The sequence below is a fragment of the Streptomyces sp. WY228 genome, assembly GCF_019287315.1.
In the GTDB taxonomy this organism is placed as follows: Bacteria; Actinomycetota; Actinomycetes; order Streptomycetales; family Streptomycetaceae; genus Streptomyces; species Streptomyces caviscabies.
Map to the genome: position 1 here is coordinate 8,043,275 of NZ_CP079114.1, position 16,629 is coordinate 8,059,903.

The 16,629-nt window shown below is 69.7% G+C and carries 13 protein-coding genes and 4 pseudogenes; 8 read left to right on the top strand and 9 right to left on the bottom strand.

The genetic code is table 11. The features are described 5' to 3' along the window. The first annotated feature begins 60 nt into the window (after window positions 1-60). Window positions 61-1,677, top strand: coding sequence for an NAD(P)/FAD-dependent oxidoreductase (locus tag KV381_RS35110; protein WP_030084821.1), 1,617 nt, complete (start codon window positions 61-63; stop codon window positions 1,675-1,677). 37 nt (window positions 1,678-1,714) lie between these two features. Here KV381_RS35110 and KV381_RS35115 read toward each other — a convergent pair whose 3' ends face one another. The 3 genes from KV381_RS35115 to KV381_RS35125 form a co-directional block, all read right to left on the bottom strand. Beyond that, window positions 1,715-2,611: an SDR family oxidoreductase gene (locus KV381_RS35115; protein WP_218787073.1), complete on the bottom strand. Its 897-nt coding sequence runs from the start codon at window positions 2,609-2,611 to the stop codon at window positions 1,715-1,717. 415 nt (window positions 2,612-3,026) lie between these two features. Continuing rightward, window positions 3,027-3,494 carry an MSMEG_6728 family protein gene (locus KV381_RS35120; protein WP_030627993.1) on the bottom strand — a complete coding sequence of 156 codons (468 nt, stop codon included), beginning with the start codon at window positions 3,492-3,494 and terminating at the stop codon, window positions 3,027-3,029. Window positions 3,495-3,902: 408 nt separating this feature from the next. Continuing rightward, window positions 3,903-4,535, bottom strand: coding sequence for a TetR/AcrR family transcriptional regulator (locus KV381_RS35125; RefSeq protein WP_030084817.1), 633 nt, complete (start codon window positions 4,533-4,535; stop codon window positions 3,903-3,905). Window positions 4,536-4,684: 149 nt separating this feature from the next. Between KV381_RS35125 and KV381_RS35130 the strand changes: the two genes are divergently transcribed. From KV381_RS35130 to KV381_RS35155, 7 genes and pseudogenes are all read left to right on the top strand, one after another. Beyond that, on the top strand, window positions 4,685-5,404 hold the full coding sequence (locus KV381_RS35130; RefSeq protein ID WP_030627991.1) for an SDR family oxidoreductase: 720 nt from the start codon (window positions 4,685-4,687) through the stop codon (window positions 5,402-5,404). Window positions 5,405-5,465: 61 nt separating this feature from the next. Further along, window positions 5,466-5,955: pseudogene (locus KV381_RS35135) on the top strand (IS481 family transposase); the annotation flags it as partial. A gap of 234 nt (window positions 5,956-6,189) precedes the next feature. Continuing rightward, window positions 6,190-6,324, top strand: a pseudogene (locus KV381_RS36855) (plasmid stabilization protein); the annotation flags it as partial. 51 nt (window positions 6,325-6,375) lie between these two features. Continuing rightward, entirely contained in the window at window positions 6,376-6,849 is a 474-nt protein-coding gene (locus KV381_RS35140; protein ID WP_030627988.1) for a DUF5709 domain-containing protein, read from the top strand. Between the two features lie 21 nt (window positions 6,850-6,870). Continuing rightward, window positions 6,871-7,539 carry an HAD family hydrolase gene (locus KV381_RS35145; RefSeq protein ID WP_030084811.1) on the top strand — a complete coding sequence of 223 codons (669 nt, stop codon included), beginning with the start codon at window positions 6,871-6,873 and terminating at the stop codon, window positions 7,537-7,539. Between the two features lie 144 nt (window positions 7,540-7,683). Then, complete coding sequence (locus KV381_RS35150; RefSeq protein WP_030627985.1) at window positions 7,684-8,868, top strand: alcohol dehydrogenase catalytic domain-containing protein; 1,185 nt, start codon at window positions 7,684-7,686, stop codon at window positions 8,866-8,868. A gap of 138 nt (window positions 8,869-9,006) precedes the next feature. Beyond that, window positions 9,007-9,483 (top strand): annotated as a pseudogene (locus KV381_RS35155) (flavodoxin family protein); the annotation flags it as partial. A gap of 351 nt (window positions 9,484-9,834) precedes the next feature. On the opposite strand, the gene KV381_RS35160 reads toward KV381_RS35155, so the two are convergent. From KV381_RS35160 to KV381_RS35180, 6 genes and pseudogenes are all read right to left on the bottom strand, one after another. Next, window positions 9,835-12,108, bottom strand: coding sequence for a catalase (locus KV381_RS35160; protein ID WP_030627983.1), 2,274 nt, complete (start codon window positions 12,106-12,108; stop codon window positions 9,835-9,837). A gap of 31 nt (window positions 12,109-12,139) precedes the next feature. Then, window positions 12,140-13,000, bottom strand: coding sequence for a glycosyltransferase family 2 protein (locus KV381_RS35165; protein WP_030084805.1), 861 nt, complete (start codon window positions 12,998-13,000; stop codon window positions 12,140-12,142). Continuing rightward, window positions 13,000-14,010, bottom strand: coding sequence for a glycosyltransferase (locus KV381_RS35170; protein ID WP_030627980.1), 1,011 nt, complete (start codon window positions 14,008-14,010; stop codon window positions 13,000-13,002). Before KV381_RS35170 ends, KV381_RS35165 begins: the two co-directional genes overlap by 1 nt. Beyond that, a complete protein-coding gene (locus tag KV381_RS35175; protein WP_373461224.1) occupies window positions 14,007-14,672 on the bottom strand; it encodes a glycosyltransferase in 666 nt (221 codons plus the stop codon). Before KV381_RS35175 ends, KV381_RS35170 begins: the two co-directional genes overlap by 4 nt. Next, window positions 14,597-15,112: pseudogene (locus tag KV381_RS37165) on the bottom strand (glycosyltransferase); the annotation flags it as partial. The pseudogene KV381_RS37165 and the gene KV381_RS35175, both read right to left, overlap by 76 nt. Continuing rightward, window positions 15,109-16,278 carry a glycosyltransferase gene (locus tag KV381_RS35180; protein WP_247595019.1) on the bottom strand — a complete coding sequence of 390 codons (1,170 nt, stop codon included), beginning with the start codon at window positions 16,276-16,278 and terminating at the stop codon, window positions 15,109-15,111. The pseudogene KV381_RS37165 and the gene KV381_RS35180, both read right to left, overlap by 4 nt. Window positions 16,279-16,629 lie beyond the last annotated feature (351 nt).

The following is a 16,629-nucleotide window of genomic DNA, read 5'->3' on the forward strand; positions in this document are numbered from 1 at the left end:
CGCCCGTACGACGACAGAGCGGCTGCGCAGTGGTGGCTCGGCGAACATGAGGAGGCAACGATGCCGGATGCGGTGGTCATCGGCGCGGGACCCAACGGGCTCGTCGCGGCGAATCTTCTCGCCGCCGCGGGGTGGAGTGTGGAGGTGCTGGAGGAGCAGCCCGAACCGGGCGGCGCGGTCCGCCACGACCGTGGAGTCCATCCCGGCTATGTGAGCGACCTCTTCAGCGCCTTCTACCCGCTGGCCGCCGCATCCCCTGTCCTCGGCGGGCTGGAGCTCCAGGATGAGGGGCTCGAATGGAGTCGTGCTCCCCGGGTGCTGGCCCACCCGCTGCGGGACGGCCGGTGCGCCGTGCTGGAACCGGGGGTGCGTGAGACGGCAGCCGGGCTGGATACGTTCGCGGTGGGTGACGGGGCTGCTTGGCTCGATCTGTTCGGCACCTGGGCCCGTCTGGGCCCTGACATCCTGCGCGCTCTCTTCACCCCCTTCCCACCCGTACGGGCCACCGTCCGGCTGGCTGCCAAGCTCCGGGCGGCAGGGGGACTTCGTCTGGCGCGGACGATGGTCCTGCCCGTGCGTCGCCTCGGTGAGGAGGGGTTCCGCGGCGAAGCGGCGAGGCTCCTCCTTGCGGGGAACGCGCTGCACGCCGACCTCGGCCCCGAGGCGGCAGGCAGCGGAGGTTTCGGCTGGCTGATGTCCATGCTCGGCCAGACCTATGGCTTTCCCGTGCCGGTCGGGGGCGCCGGGGCGCTCACTGCGGCTCTGGTGCGGCGACTGGAGCGGCACGGCGGTGTCGTCCGGTGTGGCGAGCGCGTGGACGAGATCGTCGTACGCGCAGGCCGTGCTGTTGGCGTACGCACCGTGAGCGGTGAATCCGTTCCGGCCTCCCGAGCGGTGCTCGCCGATGTCTCCGCACCGGCGCTCTACGGCGGAATGGTCGACCCCCGGTTTCTCCCTGATCAGCTGCTGAGCGATCTGCGTCGCTTCCAGTGGGACTTCGCGACCTTCAAGGTCGACTGGGCGCTGAACGGGCCGGTGCCGTGGATCGCCGGTGAGGCGTCCACCGCGGGGACTGTTCATCTGGCAGACGGGGTCGACGGTCTCACCCGGTTCGCCGCGCAGATCGCGACCGGGCATGTACCCGACCGCCCCTTCCTCCTCTTCGGGCAGATGACCACGGCGGACGCTACACGCTCACCCGCCGGGACGGAGTCGGCCTGGGCCTACACCCACGTTCCGCACCGCATCAAGGGCGACGCCGGCGAGGGCGGCCTCACGGGACGGTGGGACCGGCGCGAACAGGAGGCCATGGCCGACAGGATGGAGCACGAGATCGAGCGCTGGGCGCCGGGGTTCCGATCGCGTGTCATCTCCCGCCGGGTTCTCGCTCCCCCGACCATCGAGTCCATGGATGCCAACCTGCTCGGAGGCGCGATCAACGGCGGTACCGCCGCCGCGCACCAGCAGCTGGTGTTCCGCCCGACCCCGGGCACGGGAAGGCCCGAGACACCGGTAAAAAATCTCTACCTCGCCTCGGCATCCGCACATCCCGGTGGCGGCGTGCACGGGGCCCCCGGCGCGAACGCGGCCCGTGCCGCGCTGCGCGCCAGAAGTGTCCACCGTCTGCACACGCCTACGCTGCCCTGGGCCGCCCGGGCGGGGAAGTCCACCACGTGACGGCTTGGCGCTGCTGACAGACCTCTGCTTCGGCCCCTCAGCGCGGATCTGCTGTGCTCCCACCGTCCCGAACGGTCGCGCGTCGTGCTGCTCGTCGTCCGACTCCCAGCAGCCCCGTCGCTGCATACCGGGAGTGCGTCAGCTTCCTACGGGACATTTGAGTGATGACTCCTGGTAGAACGCCGCGCACCAACTGGCCGCTCCGAAGCCACCCCGGTACGTATACGGAGGACGCGCGTCGCTCTACCGAGGTGACCACGCGGCGGGCCATATCCTCGGCGGAACCGACGGCGCGGGCGGGCCGCGGCATATGCCTTCGGAGTTTCCTCATCACCGTGTAACGGTCGGCGTCGCGAATCATGTCGGTGTCAATCCAGTTCAGGTACGCAATCCCGACGCTGACACCGCAGGAGGCCGTTTCGGCACGCAGGGAATGGGTGAAGGATTCCACGCCGGCTTTGGACGCGCAGTAGGCACTCATCATCGGCACCGCTCCGATGGACGCGAGCGAGGCGATCTGCAGGTAGTGGCCGCGGGTGTCCAGCAGGTGCGGCAGGAATGAGCGAGCGGTGACAGCGCTCCCGATCAGATTGATCTCGATCACGCGTCGCCAGCTGTCCGGATCCGAGTCGACGAAAGGGCCGGCTTCGGCCACTCCTGCGTTGGCGACGACGATCGAAACGGGGCCCATGAGACGTCGCACGTCCTCGGCGGCGTGGGCCATTGCGACGTCGTCGGTAATGTCCACGGGCCAGGACCGCGACGCTGTCGGGAGTTCGATGGCCACCTGGGCGAGGACGTCCCCTTCCAGGCCGAGGAGGGCCACGTTGACGCCACGGGCAGCCAGTTCCTCGGCGATGGCCTTGCCGAGCCCACGTGCGCCACCGGTCACGACGGCCGTGCGACCGCTCAGGAGTCGCTCGTGGTCGGTCATTGGCGATTCTCCAGGTGTATGCGGTGTTGGTTGATCAAGAAGCCGATCACGAGGGGTACGGCGGCGAGGACTCCGACTTCGGCCAACGGGCTTGCGCAGCCGGGATCCCGCTCGCGTGGGTCAGTAGCGCCCGAGCCTTCCACCAGTACCACCCGGTCTCCGATCCGCCGGTGGCGCATCTGCACGACATCCTGCGCAACGCGCCTTCTACCGTCGCTGGGGCTGCGGCCGATGACCGACCGGCTCCAGGTGTTGGCCGATCGCGGACTCGCCCCTGGGAACCATCACACCGGACGCCTGGCTCTGGGTCCAGGCAGCGAGTGCCGACCCGGGGCAGCGGAGTGACCCGGAGCGCACCCGCGGATCACCACGTCGTGCCGAAGCCCGCGAGGCTCGGAGCCGCGGAGTTCTTCAGCTATCCGGAGCGGTCCGAGGCCGGCCAGACGTAGGGCAGGCCGTCGGGGTCGTCCGGGAAGAGAGGGACGTAGATCGCCGGGTCCTTACTCCGAAGCGCGGACCGGTGACTACGGTGGAATGCGGGGTCCCCCAACCACGGCGGCACCTCGTGCACCGCTGAGAGTTCAGCCTGCGACCGCACACTCGGCGCCGTTCCGCGGGGCGACAAACCGGCCACGAGCGAAGCGGCGCACGTGTCCGCACGCCCAGTAGCCGTCCACACCCGGCAGACCTCGAGCCCATACCGCACCAGCGCCTCCTGATAGCCCGTCCACATGCGAACGGCCGGGTGGTGCCGCCATCCGTAACCTGGGACTGTCAGGCCGCGCAACACCTGAAGTGCTTCGACGCGCTGCTTGCCCAAGCGCCGGGAGTCGAGCACTGCGGCGGAGGCGACGAAGTCGGGATAGGGCAAGAACGTCTGCATGTCTGGCTCAGCCCTCGGGGTCGATGCTGCCGGTCACCTGGGCCAGAGGGGCCCGTGCCGAATGTCAGGGCTTCAATCTCGCACAGCCTCACGCGCCCAGCTTCTGGAGCGCCCCCGGGAACACCGGCCTCGGCGACCGGAAGTGGGCAGGGGGCCAGCACCCGGACAGACGGAGATGGGCCGACTGGGTGTTTAGACCACGAGAGTTGTTGACGGTGGTGCAGCGCCTGGCCCTCGTGAAGGCGCTTGAGACACGTTCACCCCCAGGCGGCACCGCGGTGGTGTCGGGCATTTCTCGGGTCGAGGTGGCGCCGTGGGCAGCCTCGCCGTGACGGTCAGCGTTCGCCGGACGAGCGGCCTGCGGGCAATGGATGTGCCGCCGGGGCGTGCGTGCCACCCTTGATCGTTCTATGTCTTGTCGCCGAGGCTTGCCATAGCGTCGTGGACTTGTTGTGGGGTCGGCTGGCTCGCGGGCAGAGGGTGGCGGGAGGACTCGGTGCGCAGGCCGTCCAGGAGGAAGGCGGCCTGGCGGCGCCACCCGGTTGGTGCGGCCTCGCCGGTGGCTCGGGCCAGCAGGGCATTGGCGGCAAAGGCGAACACCAGATCGGCGTTGGTGAAATCGGGACGGAGTACGCGGGCTTCGTGGGCCCGCTCAACGATCTGCCGTGCGGCGCCCATGCTCCGGGCGCAGGCGGCCATGAGGCGTTTCGCGTCCGGGTAACGCCCGCTGACCACGTCGGCGACGGCTGGATCGGTGGCCTGGAGTTCGCAGAGCTTCTCGACGTAATACGTGAAGCCCTCCCAGGCGTCTTCCATAGACAGGGCCTGCTGGCTGACCTGGTCCAGGATGTGTGCGGCGCGATCGGTCACCACCTCGTCGATGAGTGCCTCACGCGTGCCGAAGAGGTTGTAGAGGGTGCCGTGGCTCACGCCCGCCCGTCGGGCGATCTCCTTGAGCGGCACCTGCAGACCGCGTTCTTGGAAGAGCTCGGCAGCGGCTGCTCGCAGCTTCTCCGCGTTCCGTTGTGCGTCGGCCCGCATGTGGTGATTCCTCCTGGTCCCCTGGCCTGGCGTATCCCTTGCCGCGTGCTGCCGGTCGACAGAACGTGACCACCGGGTCAACTTGCATGTTACCGTCGAACCGTAAGTTGACCAGCGGGTCAAGATGACCGGAGCAAGGAGTCCACCGCATGTCCAAAGTGATCGCCGTCTTCGGGGCCGGCACCGGTCTCGGCGCCTCTGTCGCCCGCCGCTTCGGCCGCGAAGGTTTCCGTGTCGCCCTGGTGGCGCGCCGCAGACAGCGCCTTGATGCCCTCGTCGAGCAGCTGGCGGTGGCCGGCATCGAGGCGGCCGGGTTCACCGCCGATCTGTCCAGGCCCGCTGAAGTGCCGGCCTTGGTGGCGAGGATCCGCGACCGTTTTGGCCGCGTCGACGTGGTCGAGTACGGGCCGTTCAGCAGCGAGCAGAGCCTGATTCCAGCCGCCGAGATGGATGCTGCCGCCCTGGAAGAGGGCATTCCGATGTTCTTGCTGACGCCTGTGGAAGTGGTACGTGCGGTTCTGCCGGAGTGGACAGAGCGGGGCGATGGAGCCTTCCTCCTGACCACCGGCGTCACGGCCGTCCGCCCCATGCCCCGGCTCAGCGGACTGGCCCCCGTAGGCGCCGCCGCCCGTAACTACCTGCACTCTCTCCACGGTGAGCTCGCTGAGGCGGGAATCTATGCCGGCACCCTCTCCGTCGGTGCGACGATCGACCGCAGCGAGTTGAGCGCCCTCATCGCCAAAGCCGGAACCTCCACTGGATCGACTGCGGAGTTCCCCCTCGTCGACCCCGACGACCTCGCCGAGCAGTACTGGGACATGTACACCAAACGAGACCGGATCGAGCAGCTCTACCCTCAGCCCCAGTAGCCCAGGACGCGCTGACGACCGGCCCCTACGCCGTAGCGCGCGGCGAGGACCGTAATCCCCACGCAGGGGCGAGGAGATGGGGCCGTTCCTCACCTCCACGCGTCTCAAGGAACTCGGCAACATCCCCGACGGCGGCGGACATCGGATCATGCCCCGCCAGCAAGCCCTCGCCAACCGGCAGGCCGCCACCGACGCGCGCAAGGGCGGTAGCACCGTGATCGGCTACGGCTTCGTCCACTCCGCCATGGATGACCACTCCCGGCTCGCCCACAGCGAGGTCCTGACCAGCGAGCGCAAGGAGACCGCCGCCGCGTTCTGGCGGCGAGCGAACGCCTTCTTCACCGCTCACAGCATCACCGTCGAACGCGTCCTCACGGACAACGGCTCCTGCTCCCGATCCCGGCCGCCCGTACTCCAGCAACACTGAACGCACCGACGCCCTGGCGGATTTCCGCCACATCTACAACTGCCACCGATGCCATACCGCACGTGAAGGCCAGCCACCCATCAGCCGCGTAAACAACGCTCCAGGTCAATACACCTGGGTCTGAGAGCACGCATTGTTCCGGCCTGATCTTGGTCGGTGACAGCGCCCTGGGGCGGGAAGTGCGCTGTGGGATGACCGTGTTCCAGCGGACGCTTCCTGCCTTGAGGCGTGAGCTTTGCATACATTCCGTAACTGCCTGAGTGGCGGCCCTCCTGCAAGCAACACATTCTGGACGAGAGGCGGACAGCCGTCCCGCTGAGAAGGCGAGAAGTAGATATGGCCGAGAGTCTTCGCAGCGCGCGGCGACGGACGCTCCCACAAGGGCGTGCACGGCCCCACGAAGGACCAGCTCTACACGGACGCCAGCAACAAGAACATCGACGGGCGTTCCTCCATGAATAAGGAACAGCTTCGCAAAGCCCTCGGCCGCTGACGCCCACCGGCGGTCCGGGAACCGGCCGCCGTACGACGGAGGAATCGGGACATGCCTGCAGACGCACGCGGCGACGATGTGTACCAGCCGCAGGACGACGATGGCGGCGATCCGCCGAACGACGAGCTCGATCTGGAGAACACGCTCGAAGAACGGAATCTGGACGACCGGTTGGAAGAGGGGTACTCCCCTCCCGAACGCCCCTTGGCCGTGAACAAGTTCGGCACGACCGGGGCCGAGGCGCGCGACGGTGAGTCCCTGGACCAGCGGCTCGCCCAGGAGGCCGACGACGTCGAAGCACCCGATGGTGACGGCATCGGCGACCTCACCGGGGGCGAGGGCGAGCTCTTGGAGGGATCCGAGCGCGAGCCCCGGGCAGGACGGCTCAGAGCGTCGGCCGACGCGGCCGGGCGGGAGAACGACGTATTCGCCGAGGACGTGGGCACCGACGGCGGCGCGGCGTCGGCGGAGGAAGCGGCCGTCGGTGTCACCGACGAGGCGGACATCCAGGGGCGCGAGGCCTGACGGCCGGTGAAAGCGGGAGACATGACTGGCGCGGCGATCTTCGATGTGGACGGAACGCTCACCGATACCAATCACCTCCACGTGGTGGCGTGGTGGGAGGCGTTCCGGCAGGCCGGGCACACCGTGGCTATGCCGGACATCCACCGGGCGGTCGGGCTCGGCTCCGGTGATCTGATCGAGCGGCTGCTGGGGTCCGACAGGGACCCCGAGCAGGACGCGGCCATCAGCTCCGCCCACACCGTGCTCTACGCGACGTACTTCGACCGCCTTCCCGCGTTCCGTGGCGCGGGCGACCTGCTGCGGACTCTGGCCGGACGTGGTTGGCGGGTTGTCCTCGCCACCTCGGCGAGCGGTACGGAGCTCGCAGCTCTGCGGCGGGCGGTGGGCGCTGACGACGCGGTCCGGGCCACTGCGAGCTCGGACGACGTCGACCGGGGCAAACCCTCACCGGAGCCTGTCGAGCTGGCATGCCGGCTGGCCGGAGTCAGTGCGGGGCAGGCAGTGTTCGTGGGTGACACGGTGTGGGACATGGAGGCGGCGGACCGGGCCGGGGTGACTGCAGTTGCTCTCCTGTCGGGCGGTATTCCTCGTGCAGACCTGGAGCGGGCAGGAGCGGAGGCGGTCTACGGGGATGTCGCCGAGCTGCTCGACCGCCTAGACGGCAGTCCTTTCGGTCCGGGCCCCGGCTGACGCGCGGGTTCCTCTTGCCGACCGGAATCGTTGCAAATGGGCCGTTCTTGCTTCGCCTCCAGACCCGCCTGCGTGTTTCATGGGGCGGCTGATGGGAACCCGGCACACTCGTCCACGAATTCCGGCGACGAAGGGAGCGGGACCGTGCGCGCACTGACCTACCAGGGAAGGCGGGATGTCCGGGTGGAGACGGTCCCGGATCCGCGGATCCAGGATTCGACGGACATCATCGTCAAGATCACGTCCACCGGGATCTGTGGCTCCGATCTGCATCTCTACGAGGTCCTCGGGCCCTACCTCGATCCGGGCGACATTCTGGGCCACGAACCCATGGGCGTCGTCGAGGAGGTCGGCCGCGAGGTGACCGCCGTCGCTCCGGGGGACCGGGTCGTGATCCCCTTCAACGTGTCCTGCGGTCACTGCTACATGTGCGGGCAGGGACTGCACTCGCAGTGCGAGACCACCCAGGTACGCGAGCGAGGCACCGGTGCATCCCTGTTCGGGTACACCAAGCTCTACGGGCAGGTGCCCGGAGGGCAGGCGGAGTACCTGCGGGTCCCCTTCGGCAACGACTTGCCCATCAAGGTCCCACACGGGCCCTCGGATGACCGATTCGTGTATCTCTCCGACGTGCTGCCCACCGCCTGGCAGGCCGTGGAGTACGCGGACATCCCGCCCGGCGGCAGCGTGACTGTCCTGGGCCTCGGCCCGATCGGGGCCATGGCCGCCCGGATCGCCCGCCATCGGGGCGCCGACCTCGTCATCGGCGTGGACCTGGTCCCCGAACGCCTCGACCGGGCGAGCAGGTACGGGGCGACCTGCCTCGACCTGCGCCGCTACGACAAGAACCTCGGGGAAGCCGTCCGCGACCTCACCGACGGACGCGGCACGGACGCGGTGATCGACGCCGTGGGCATGGAGGCCCACGGCTCCCCCGTGGCCAAGGCGGCGCACACGGCGGTCGGACTTCTCCCCGACGCGATGGCCCAGCGCATGATGGAAACCGCGGGCATCGACCGTCTCGCCGCGCTGCACACGGCGATCGACTTGGTGCGCCGCGGCGGCACGATCTCCGTCTCCGGCGTGTACGGCGGCAGCGCTGACCCCATGCCCCTGCTCACCATGTTCGACAAGCAGATCCAGCTCCGCATGGGGCAGGCCAACGTCAAGCGATGGGTGGATGACCTGCTGCCCCTGCTCACCGACGACGACCCGCTGGGCGTGGACTCCTTTGCCACCCACCACCTGCCACTGGAAGAGGGCCCAAAGGCTTACGAGACGTTCCAGAAGAAGGCCGACGGCATGATCAAGACCCTGCTCGTCCCCTGACCGGCGTCGAAGTCGGCATGAACGTACCCGACCACGCCCGACCGCTCCCTCCAAACCATCCGCGTCTGCACCGAGGACCCCGACAACCGCCCCGTCAGCTCCAATCCCGACCAACGCCGTACCGGGGGAACACCCGTGATGGGCCAAACCTTCGCTCCCTCAGGCCAACAAGAAGTACCCACCGAGCGGGACATGGCTGAGTTCGCCGGCCATGACGTAGAGGGAGAAACCGTCCGGGGCGCCGACCATGATGTCCGCCCGTGGAGCGGTGTGGACATGGGCGACGGCGACGCCTGGCCGACACTGCGGTACAAGGCCCTGGCCGCCGACATCCTGCTGATCGCAACGCCCATCTGGCTCGGCCACCCGTCCAGCGTCTGCCAGCGGGTCCTGGAGCGCCTCAATGCCGAGTCCTCCGATCCCGACGACGAGGGCCGCCCGCACACGTACGGCAAGGTCACGGCCATGGCTGTCGTCTCAACGAGGACAGTGCGCACAAGGTGAGCGCGGACGTGTTCCAGGGCCTGAAGTGACGTCGGTTTCTCGCTGGTGCCCGGAGCGGACACGCACTGGGTCGGCAAAGCGATGCAGGGCACCGACTGCCAGGACCTGGAGCCATGCTGAGAATCGGATTTCCTGTCCTGGGTGGCACAGACGTTGCCCGCGCAGCGGCCTTCTGGACCGCAGCGCTGCACCTGGACGTCTCCACGCAGTGGCACAGCAGAATGTGGCGCGCCCTCAGCCAGTCCTCTTGTGGCTCCGCTCATGATCCGCCGGACAGTGCCCAAATTTCGACCGCTGCCGCCGCGCGGTACCGGCGAGGAGTGATCGCCGGTACCGCACGTTTCATCGTCCTGCGGAGACCTGGGGTGCGCTCTCCGGGAGAGCTCTGTGGTCTGCTGCTTGGGTGGGGCGAATGCGGGTAACCGGAGTCGCGCATGGACATGCCAGCTCGGGCGCTGTGGTTCAGACCGTGGTGGGGAAGCGGTCCCAGACGCGGTGAGATTCCAGCAGCTGCAGGACTTGGTCGAGGACGCCGGTCGCGGAGCCGGCACTTACCACGCCGGGTGCGTCGTTGGGGATGGCGGCCTGGGTCAGGACTGCGTCCGCGTCCTCCCAGTGACCGATGGCCTTGCCGTGGCGGAACGCTTCGTTGAGGAGCAACAGCAGCCTGGGGTCGGTGCTGGAGGGCTGGGCGTCGCCCGCCTTGGCATCACGGGCTCCGTAGCCGTCCCCGCCGGGAGCCGGGGCGCCGGCGAGGACGAGGGCGTCGAATTCGATCGAGCGCGCGGTGGTGAAGGTGCGCTGAACGGTGACGGGGTCGTCGTCCGGTCCGATGGTGCCACCCGCCGGGGCGATGACGAGGGGGACCATCCCGGCGTCCAGGAGTGCTCGCTGTACGGTCCTGACGCCGTCCAGGTCCGCGTTCGCGTCGGCGACGATGCCGACGATCCGACCGTCCAGTGGCCAGGTCTGCCCGAGTTGGGAGAGCGCGGCGCTGGGTGCAGGGTCGGTGAGCCGGGCCTCGCCGGCCGGGGTCGGAAGGCCGAGACCGGCGGCGACCTGGGCGCAGAGCTCGCTGTCGACGTTGGCCAGTACGGTCAGTGCCCGTTCCTTGATCGCCTGCTCGTAGCACTTGCCGAGCTCGAAGGTGTAGGCGGCGATAATATGTTCGCGCTCGGGGGGAGTCATGCTGAGCCAGAACAAGCGCGGCTGGCTGAAGTGGTCGTCGAAGGACGCGGGCGCCTTGCGTTCCTTGACGCTCGCGGCCACCTTGGCGGGCACTTCGACGAACGCGCCGGCGTCTTCACCGGCGGCGAAGGGGCAGCCGCCGTCGAGGGAGTTGGGCCGGTAGGGGCCGACGCCGCGGTGGACTGCGGTCTGGTGCATGCCGTCGCGCAGCATGTCGTTGACCGGCGCATGGGTGCGGTTGATCGGCAGCTGGCCGAAGTTGGGGCCGCCGAGCCGGGTGAGCTGGGTATCGAGGTACGAGAACAGGCGCCCCTGGAGCAGTGGGTCGTCGGTGACATCAATGCCGGGGACGAGGTGGCCGAGGTGGAACGCGACCTGTTCGGTCTCGGCGAAGTAGTTCGACGGGTTCGCGTTCAGGGTGAGCAGACCGATCGGCTGGACCGGCGCCATCTCCTCGGGCACGATCTTCGTCGGGTCGAGCAGGTCGATCCCAGCGAAATTCTGCTCCGGGGTGTCCGGAAACGTCTGGATGCCCAGCTCCCATTGCGGAAAGGCCCCCGCCTCGATCGCGTCCGCCAGGTCCCGGCGGTGGAAGTCGGGGTCGACTCCGGCGGCGATCTGCGCTTCTTCCCAGACCAGGGAGTGGACGCCCAGCTTGGGCTTCCAGTGGAACTTCACCAGCGTGCTCGCGCCCTCCGCGTCGACGAGGCGGAAGGTGTGGACGCCGAAGCCCTCCATCATCCGGTAGGAACGCGGGATGCCCCGGTCGGACATGTTCCACAGCGTGTGGTGCGTGGCCTCGGTGTGGAGGGTGACGAAGTCCCAGAACGTGTCATGGGCACTCTGCGCCTGCGGGATCTCCCGGTCGGGGTGCGGCTTGCCGGCGTGGATGACGTCGGGGAACTTGATCGCGTCCTGGATGAAGAACACCGGGATGTTGTTTCCGACCAGGTCGAAGACGCCCTCCTCGGTGTAGAACTTCGTTGCGAAGCCCCGGGTGTCGCGCACGGTGTCCGCAGAACCGCGGGAACCGAGAACGGTGGAGAAGCGGACGAACACCGGGGTTTCCACGTCCTTCGCCAGGAACGCGGCCTTGGACACGGAGGCCGCTGTGCCGTAGGCACGGAACACCCCGTGTGCGGCCGCGCCCCGGGCGTGAACGACGCGCTCCGGGATCCGCTCGTGGTCGAAGTGGGTGATCTTCTCTCGCAGGTGGTGATCCTGCAGCAGCACCGGGCCTCGCGGTCCCGCCTTCAGCGAATGGTCGGTGTCGTACAGCCGGGCCCCTTGGGCAGTGGTCAGATACTCGCCGTCCTGCGCGACTTCCTTCTGGGGGATCCCGGTTTCCTGGCCGGTCGGGCTGTACGTGTCCGGGCCACGCTGGTCCGACTTGGGCGGCAGGGGGCCGGTAGGATCGATCGGCTCGTCCACCGGCGGCGGCACCGGTCCCGGCGCGCCAGGGATCTCGTTCCCGGGGGCGACGGTGTCCTGGACCGCCTCGACCACCTTGTCGGCCGTGGCCTTCACGGGGTTCTTCTTCTCGCTCATGAAACGTTCTCTCCTCAATGCGTTGCGGGTGTCACCCGGCGTTGTCGTGCGGGTGTTCGGGTTCCGGGCCGAGGGACCAGCGGCCGGTGGCCGGGTCCCGGTGGGCGAGTCCGCGCTCGGCGAACGCCTCCAGCCAGTCGGTCATCGGCCACCAGCCCCAACGGCGGTGGAAGGTCTCGGCGTTGCGCAAAATGTCATGCAGATGCGCCACCGGAGGTTCGGAGACGGGGTGGTACTGATGGAAGGCCGGGGCGCCGCCTACCCAGGTGAGCGGAACGTCGGCGACGCGGGCCCGTTGGCCGTAGTCGGTGTCCTCGCCGCCGTACCCCTCGTACTCCTCGCAGAAGCCGCCGACGGCGTGCCAGGTCTCCGCCGTCACGGCGAAGGACAGGGACCAGAACAGCCTGTGGTCCCCGCTTCGGCGGAGCTCCCCGGGCGCCGGAGCGGGCCGACCGGGGTGGGGCTCGGCGAGCCCGCCCAGCTCGTTGAGCCGGTAGCCGTACGGGGCCGGGGGCGGCAGGTAGGAGACGGTGCCGCAGAGCAGGGAGCGCCGGTACTCGCTGTCGAGGGCGGCCTGCCGGTAGCGTTCCAGCAGATGTTCGCCGGGTACGCAGTCGACGTCCAGGAAGACCAGCAGGTCGGCGCCGTACTCCACTGCCCGGGCCGCGCCGAGGTTGCGGGCGCGGGCCAGGGGCAGGTTCCCGTTCGTCACGGGGCAGTCGACGACCGTCGCGACAGGCTCGCGACCGCCCACGACCGCACGGAGTTCCGGGTCGTCCATCGCGACGACCACGTACTGATCAGGGGCGCGCGAGCCGGCCGCGAGGCCGCGGTGCTGGAGCGTCAGGTGCTGGTGTCGCCCGGCGGCCGGGGTGATCACGGCAGTGTGCATCACAGAGTCCTTCGCTCGTACGCGGCGTCGGCCAGGGCGCGGGCCGCCTGGGTTGCGCCGTCACCGGGTGCCCAGTGCGACCAGCGGTCTCCGCCGTGGGCGTGAGCCTGTTCGAGGAGACCGGCCCAGTCGTCGGCGTCCGGCCACCGGGGCGCGACGACGGCCAGTCGGCCACGCGTGAGGGCGCGTCCCGTGGCCGCCTGCTCGCCGAAGGGACGCTCCTGCGGCACTACCACCGTGGGGCGCCGTGCCGCGGCGCATTCGGCGAGGGCGTTCTGGCCGGCATGGGTGACCACGACGTCCGCCGCGCACAGTGCGGGCCAGGGATCCGCCGACCATCGCCCGTCAGGCCCGCCCAGGGTGGCCCACCGCCAGCCGGGGCTGGCGGTCCGTGCCGCGGCGACCTCGGCGGCGGAGATGTCGCGGCCGCCCGAGCCCATGAGCAGGAGGACCCGCCGCGTCCCGTCCGTCGGCTCGTCCGCCGGTGCGGGGGAGCGGCCGTCGAACCGGGAGAACGCTCCTGTGTGCACCGTCTTGGCCCGCCAGTGCCTCGGCCAGCCGGGCTCCGGCAGCGTCGACGGCCACGGGGCGAGGAGCAGTTTCGCCAGGTCGTAGGCCGTGCGGTGCGGCGCGTCCGTGCGCTCGCCGCGCATGGCCACGACCGCGGTCGGGGTTCCCAGAAGCCTGGCCAGCAGGGCGACTTCGACGGAGACGTCGGACACCAGGAGCGCCGGTGACGTCGCCGCGATCCACTCGGCGATCCGTGCCATGCGCCCCCGGAGCCCGGCGTGCAGGACCGGCGCCCAGTGCAGACGCCCGCCCGCGGTCACGTCTCCGAACACGGTCGGGTCGCCGTTGTCGTCCCTCGGCAGGCGTACCCAGGCGCCGGGCCAGTCGGCGGGCGCGGGGAGCGAGGAGAGCCCGGTCACCGTGAGGGGGCAATGCGCCGCGATGGACCGGGCGCGGTGGAGATGGCCGTTGCCCTGATGGTGTACGTAGTAGCCGATCATGCCGACACCGACCGGTAGAACCGTTCGTAACGGGCCGTCATGACGTCCATGGAGCAGGAGGCTTCCGCGTGCCGGCGGGCGTCGTGACGGGAGAGGCCGATCGTGGGCTCTACGGCCTTCGCGAGCGCTGTACTGTCGCCGGGCTCCACGAGGCGGCCGCACGCGGGCGTGACGATCTCCGGCAGAGCGCCCCGGGCGAAACCGCAGACCGGTGTACCGCAGGCCAGCGCCTCCGCCACCACCAGCCCGTACGGTTCGTCCCAGCACGGGGTGACGACGGCGGCCGCCGAGGAACCGACCAGCGCGCACAGATCCGGTTGGTGGAGATGGCCCTCGTACGTGATGGTGCGGCCGAGCCGGGGCCGGACGTACGCCTCGAAGTAGTCGGCGTCGCCCACCGGCCCCGCGATCCGCAGCCTCCGGCCGGACAGCTCCGCGGCCTCGATCGCCAGGTGCGTGCCCTTCTCCGGGACGATCCGCCCCGACCAGACCAGACCAGGTCGTCGCCGCCGGGGCCGGGCTTCCAGCGCCGGGTGTCGATACCGTTGTGTACGACGGTGGCCGCGGGGACGACGTGCCGCCAGGCAACGGCGGTGTGGGCGCTGACCGCGCTGAAGCGCACCGGGCAGTGGGGCGCGATCTGGATGGCCGATTCGATCCAGGGGGTGGGCGGAGTGTGCAGCGTGGTGACGACCGGGACAGGGAGCCCGGGGGCCATCGCCACGGGCAGGTAGTTCAGGCTGTTGTTGTGCACGAGGTCGTACCGCGAAGGCCCACGCGCCAGTTCGAGCATCAGCTGGAGATAGGCGTGATGCTCCTCCAGCCACGGCGCGGCCACCATGCTCGTGTCCCGGCAGGCGCTCTCACTGAACTGAGCCGGACGCAGAGGCAACTCGACCACCCCCAGCCCGGGATCGGAGCCGGGCCCCGCGAAGACGGTGACCTCGTGGCCGCGCGCCCGCAGGGCCGTGGAGAGCGTCCAGGTGTGCGCTTCCAGACCGCCGGCGAACGGCTCGGTGATCGGGTGCCGAGCGGAGGCGATCAGGGCGATGCGCAGCGGCGCCCCCGATGGCGGCAAGGGGGTGTGCCGGCCGCCGGTCACAGGAGTTCTTGGTAGAGCGTCTCGTGGGCCCGGGCGATCCGGAAGCGCTCGGCACCTCGCTCCACCGGGTCCGCCCGCCAGGCGGGACGCTCCTGGTAGGCCGTTCGCACGGCATCGCGCAGGGACGCCGGGTCCAAGCCCTGCCGGTCGTGTCCGTAGATGAGGCACGGGCGCTGCTGGGCGTAGAACCCGCAGGATGGCGCGACGACGGTGGTGCCCAGGTCGTGGCACGCCTCCAGCCAGCCCGAATGGGTCCCGAACCGGTAGGGCAGCACGGACACGTCAAGGCCGATCAGGTAGTCCCACAGCGCGTCGTCGTCGAAGTAGTCGTGCACGCTGAGCTCCAGCCGCCCCTCGAGGCTCATCCCGCGCAGTTCGTCGAGCACTCCGGGCGCGTACCAGTGGCTTTCGGGGTCGTCGACATCCGGGTGGCAGTCGACGCGGAGCACCGCGCCGGGGAGTTCGGGCAGTACGTCCGCGAGCACCCGGACCACCGGCAGAGGATCCATGTTGGGGCGAATGCTCTTGGCGTGGAGCCCGACCGTGAACGCGTCGTGCCGGGGCCGGGGGCGGAGCAGCCCCTCGGGCTCGACCACATGCGGATGGGGAAGGACGGTCGCGGCGCGACCCCACCGTGCGGCGATCTCCTGTGCGGCGCCCGGGGTGAGGGTGATCAGCCGGTCCGCACCGGCGACGAGCACGTCCAACTGCGCCCGGTGCTCGCCCTCGTCGAGATGGTGAGGGTTGGCCAGGTCATGGACGGTGTAGACCAGCGGCTTCCCGTTCCTGCGCAGGGCCGCGAGGAGTTCGCTCAAGGCCGCCGGAGTCTGGGCGTCGAAGCCGAAGTGCAGGTGGAACACGTCGAAGGTGTTGGCGTGTTCGTCCACCCACCCCGGGTCGAGCATGACCGGCGGCCACCACTGCTGGGAACCGCTCGGAGCGCCGCAGGGGCGGGGATCGGCCAATCGTGTCACCCGGCCGCCCTCGGGCGGGGACAGATGACGAACATAGACGTGGTTGGCCGGGACCGACGCGACGCGAATGGTGTCCGCGGACTCGGACGCCGGGCCGGACCCTTGGGGCTCGGCCGCTTCCACGCCGCGGCGCGTGCCGCGCGTTCGGAGCGGCGTTCCGCCCGGACGGGGGTGGGCCAGTGGCTCGGCCACGATGAGCTCCTTGTTCGGTCATGCCCACATCCCCCTGGTCCGTGATCGGCGGGGGCCATGCCTCGCACCGTACGGCGGTGCCTACGTCGGGGCGATCCGCGTTCCCCCACTCGGTGGCCCGGGGACGGTCGACTGGACCGGTGGGGTGAAGGGCTCGGCGTACGCTCCGGCGCGAGCGCCTCCGGGTTCCCCGGACGCTCGGATCAAACGCACACCGACCGCCAGAGAATCCCGCCGCGCCCCGGTGTTAGAACCGGCCGGTTGTGGGCACCCGGGTCGCCGTGCCCGCCGAAGGGCGCTTCTTCGCACTTCGGCCCCGGCCCGACCCGCCGGGACGCCACTGCTGAGGCA

Bases quoted from the DNA above. Each gene is read 5' to 3' on its own strand.
- KV381_RS35110 (WP_030084821.1), top strand. From the start codon at position 61: ATGCCGGATGCGGTGGTCATCGGCGCGGGACCCAACGGGCTCGTCGCG.
- KV381_RS35115 (WP_218787073.1), bottom strand. From the start codon at position 2,611: ATGACCGACCACGAGCGACTCCTGAGCGGTCGCACGGCCGTCGTGACC.
- KV381_RS35120 (WP_030627993.1), bottom strand. From the start codon at position 3,494: ATGCAGACGTTCTTGCCCTATCCCGACTTCGTCGCCTCCGCCGCAGTG.
- KV381_RS35125 (WP_030084817.1), bottom strand. From the start codon at position 4,535: ATGCGGGCCGACGCACAACGGAACGCGGAGAAGCTGCGAGCAGCCGCT.
- KV381_RS35130 (WP_030627991.1), top strand. From the start codon at position 4,685: ATGTCCAAAGTGATCGCCGTCTTCGGGGCCGGCACCGGTCTCGGCGCC.
- KV381_RS35140 (WP_030627988.1), top strand. From the start codon at position 6,376: ATGCCTGCAGACGCACGCGGCGACGATGTGTACCAGCCGCAGGACGAC.
- KV381_RS35145 (WP_030084811.1), top strand. From the start codon at position 6,871: ATGACTGGCGCGGCGATCTTCGATGTGGACGGAACGCTCACCGATACC.
- KV381_RS35160 (WP_030627983.1), bottom strand. From the start codon at position 12,108: ATGAGCGAGAAGAAGAACCCCGTGAAGGCCACGGCCGACAAGGTGGTC.
- KV381_RS35165 (WP_030084805.1), bottom strand. From the start codon at position 13,000: ATGCACACTGCCGTGATCACCCCGGCCGCCGGGCGACACCAGCACCTG.
- KV381_RS35170 (WP_030627980.1), bottom strand. From the start codon at position 14,010: ATGATCGGCTACTACGTACACCATCAGGGCAACGGCCATCTCCACCGC.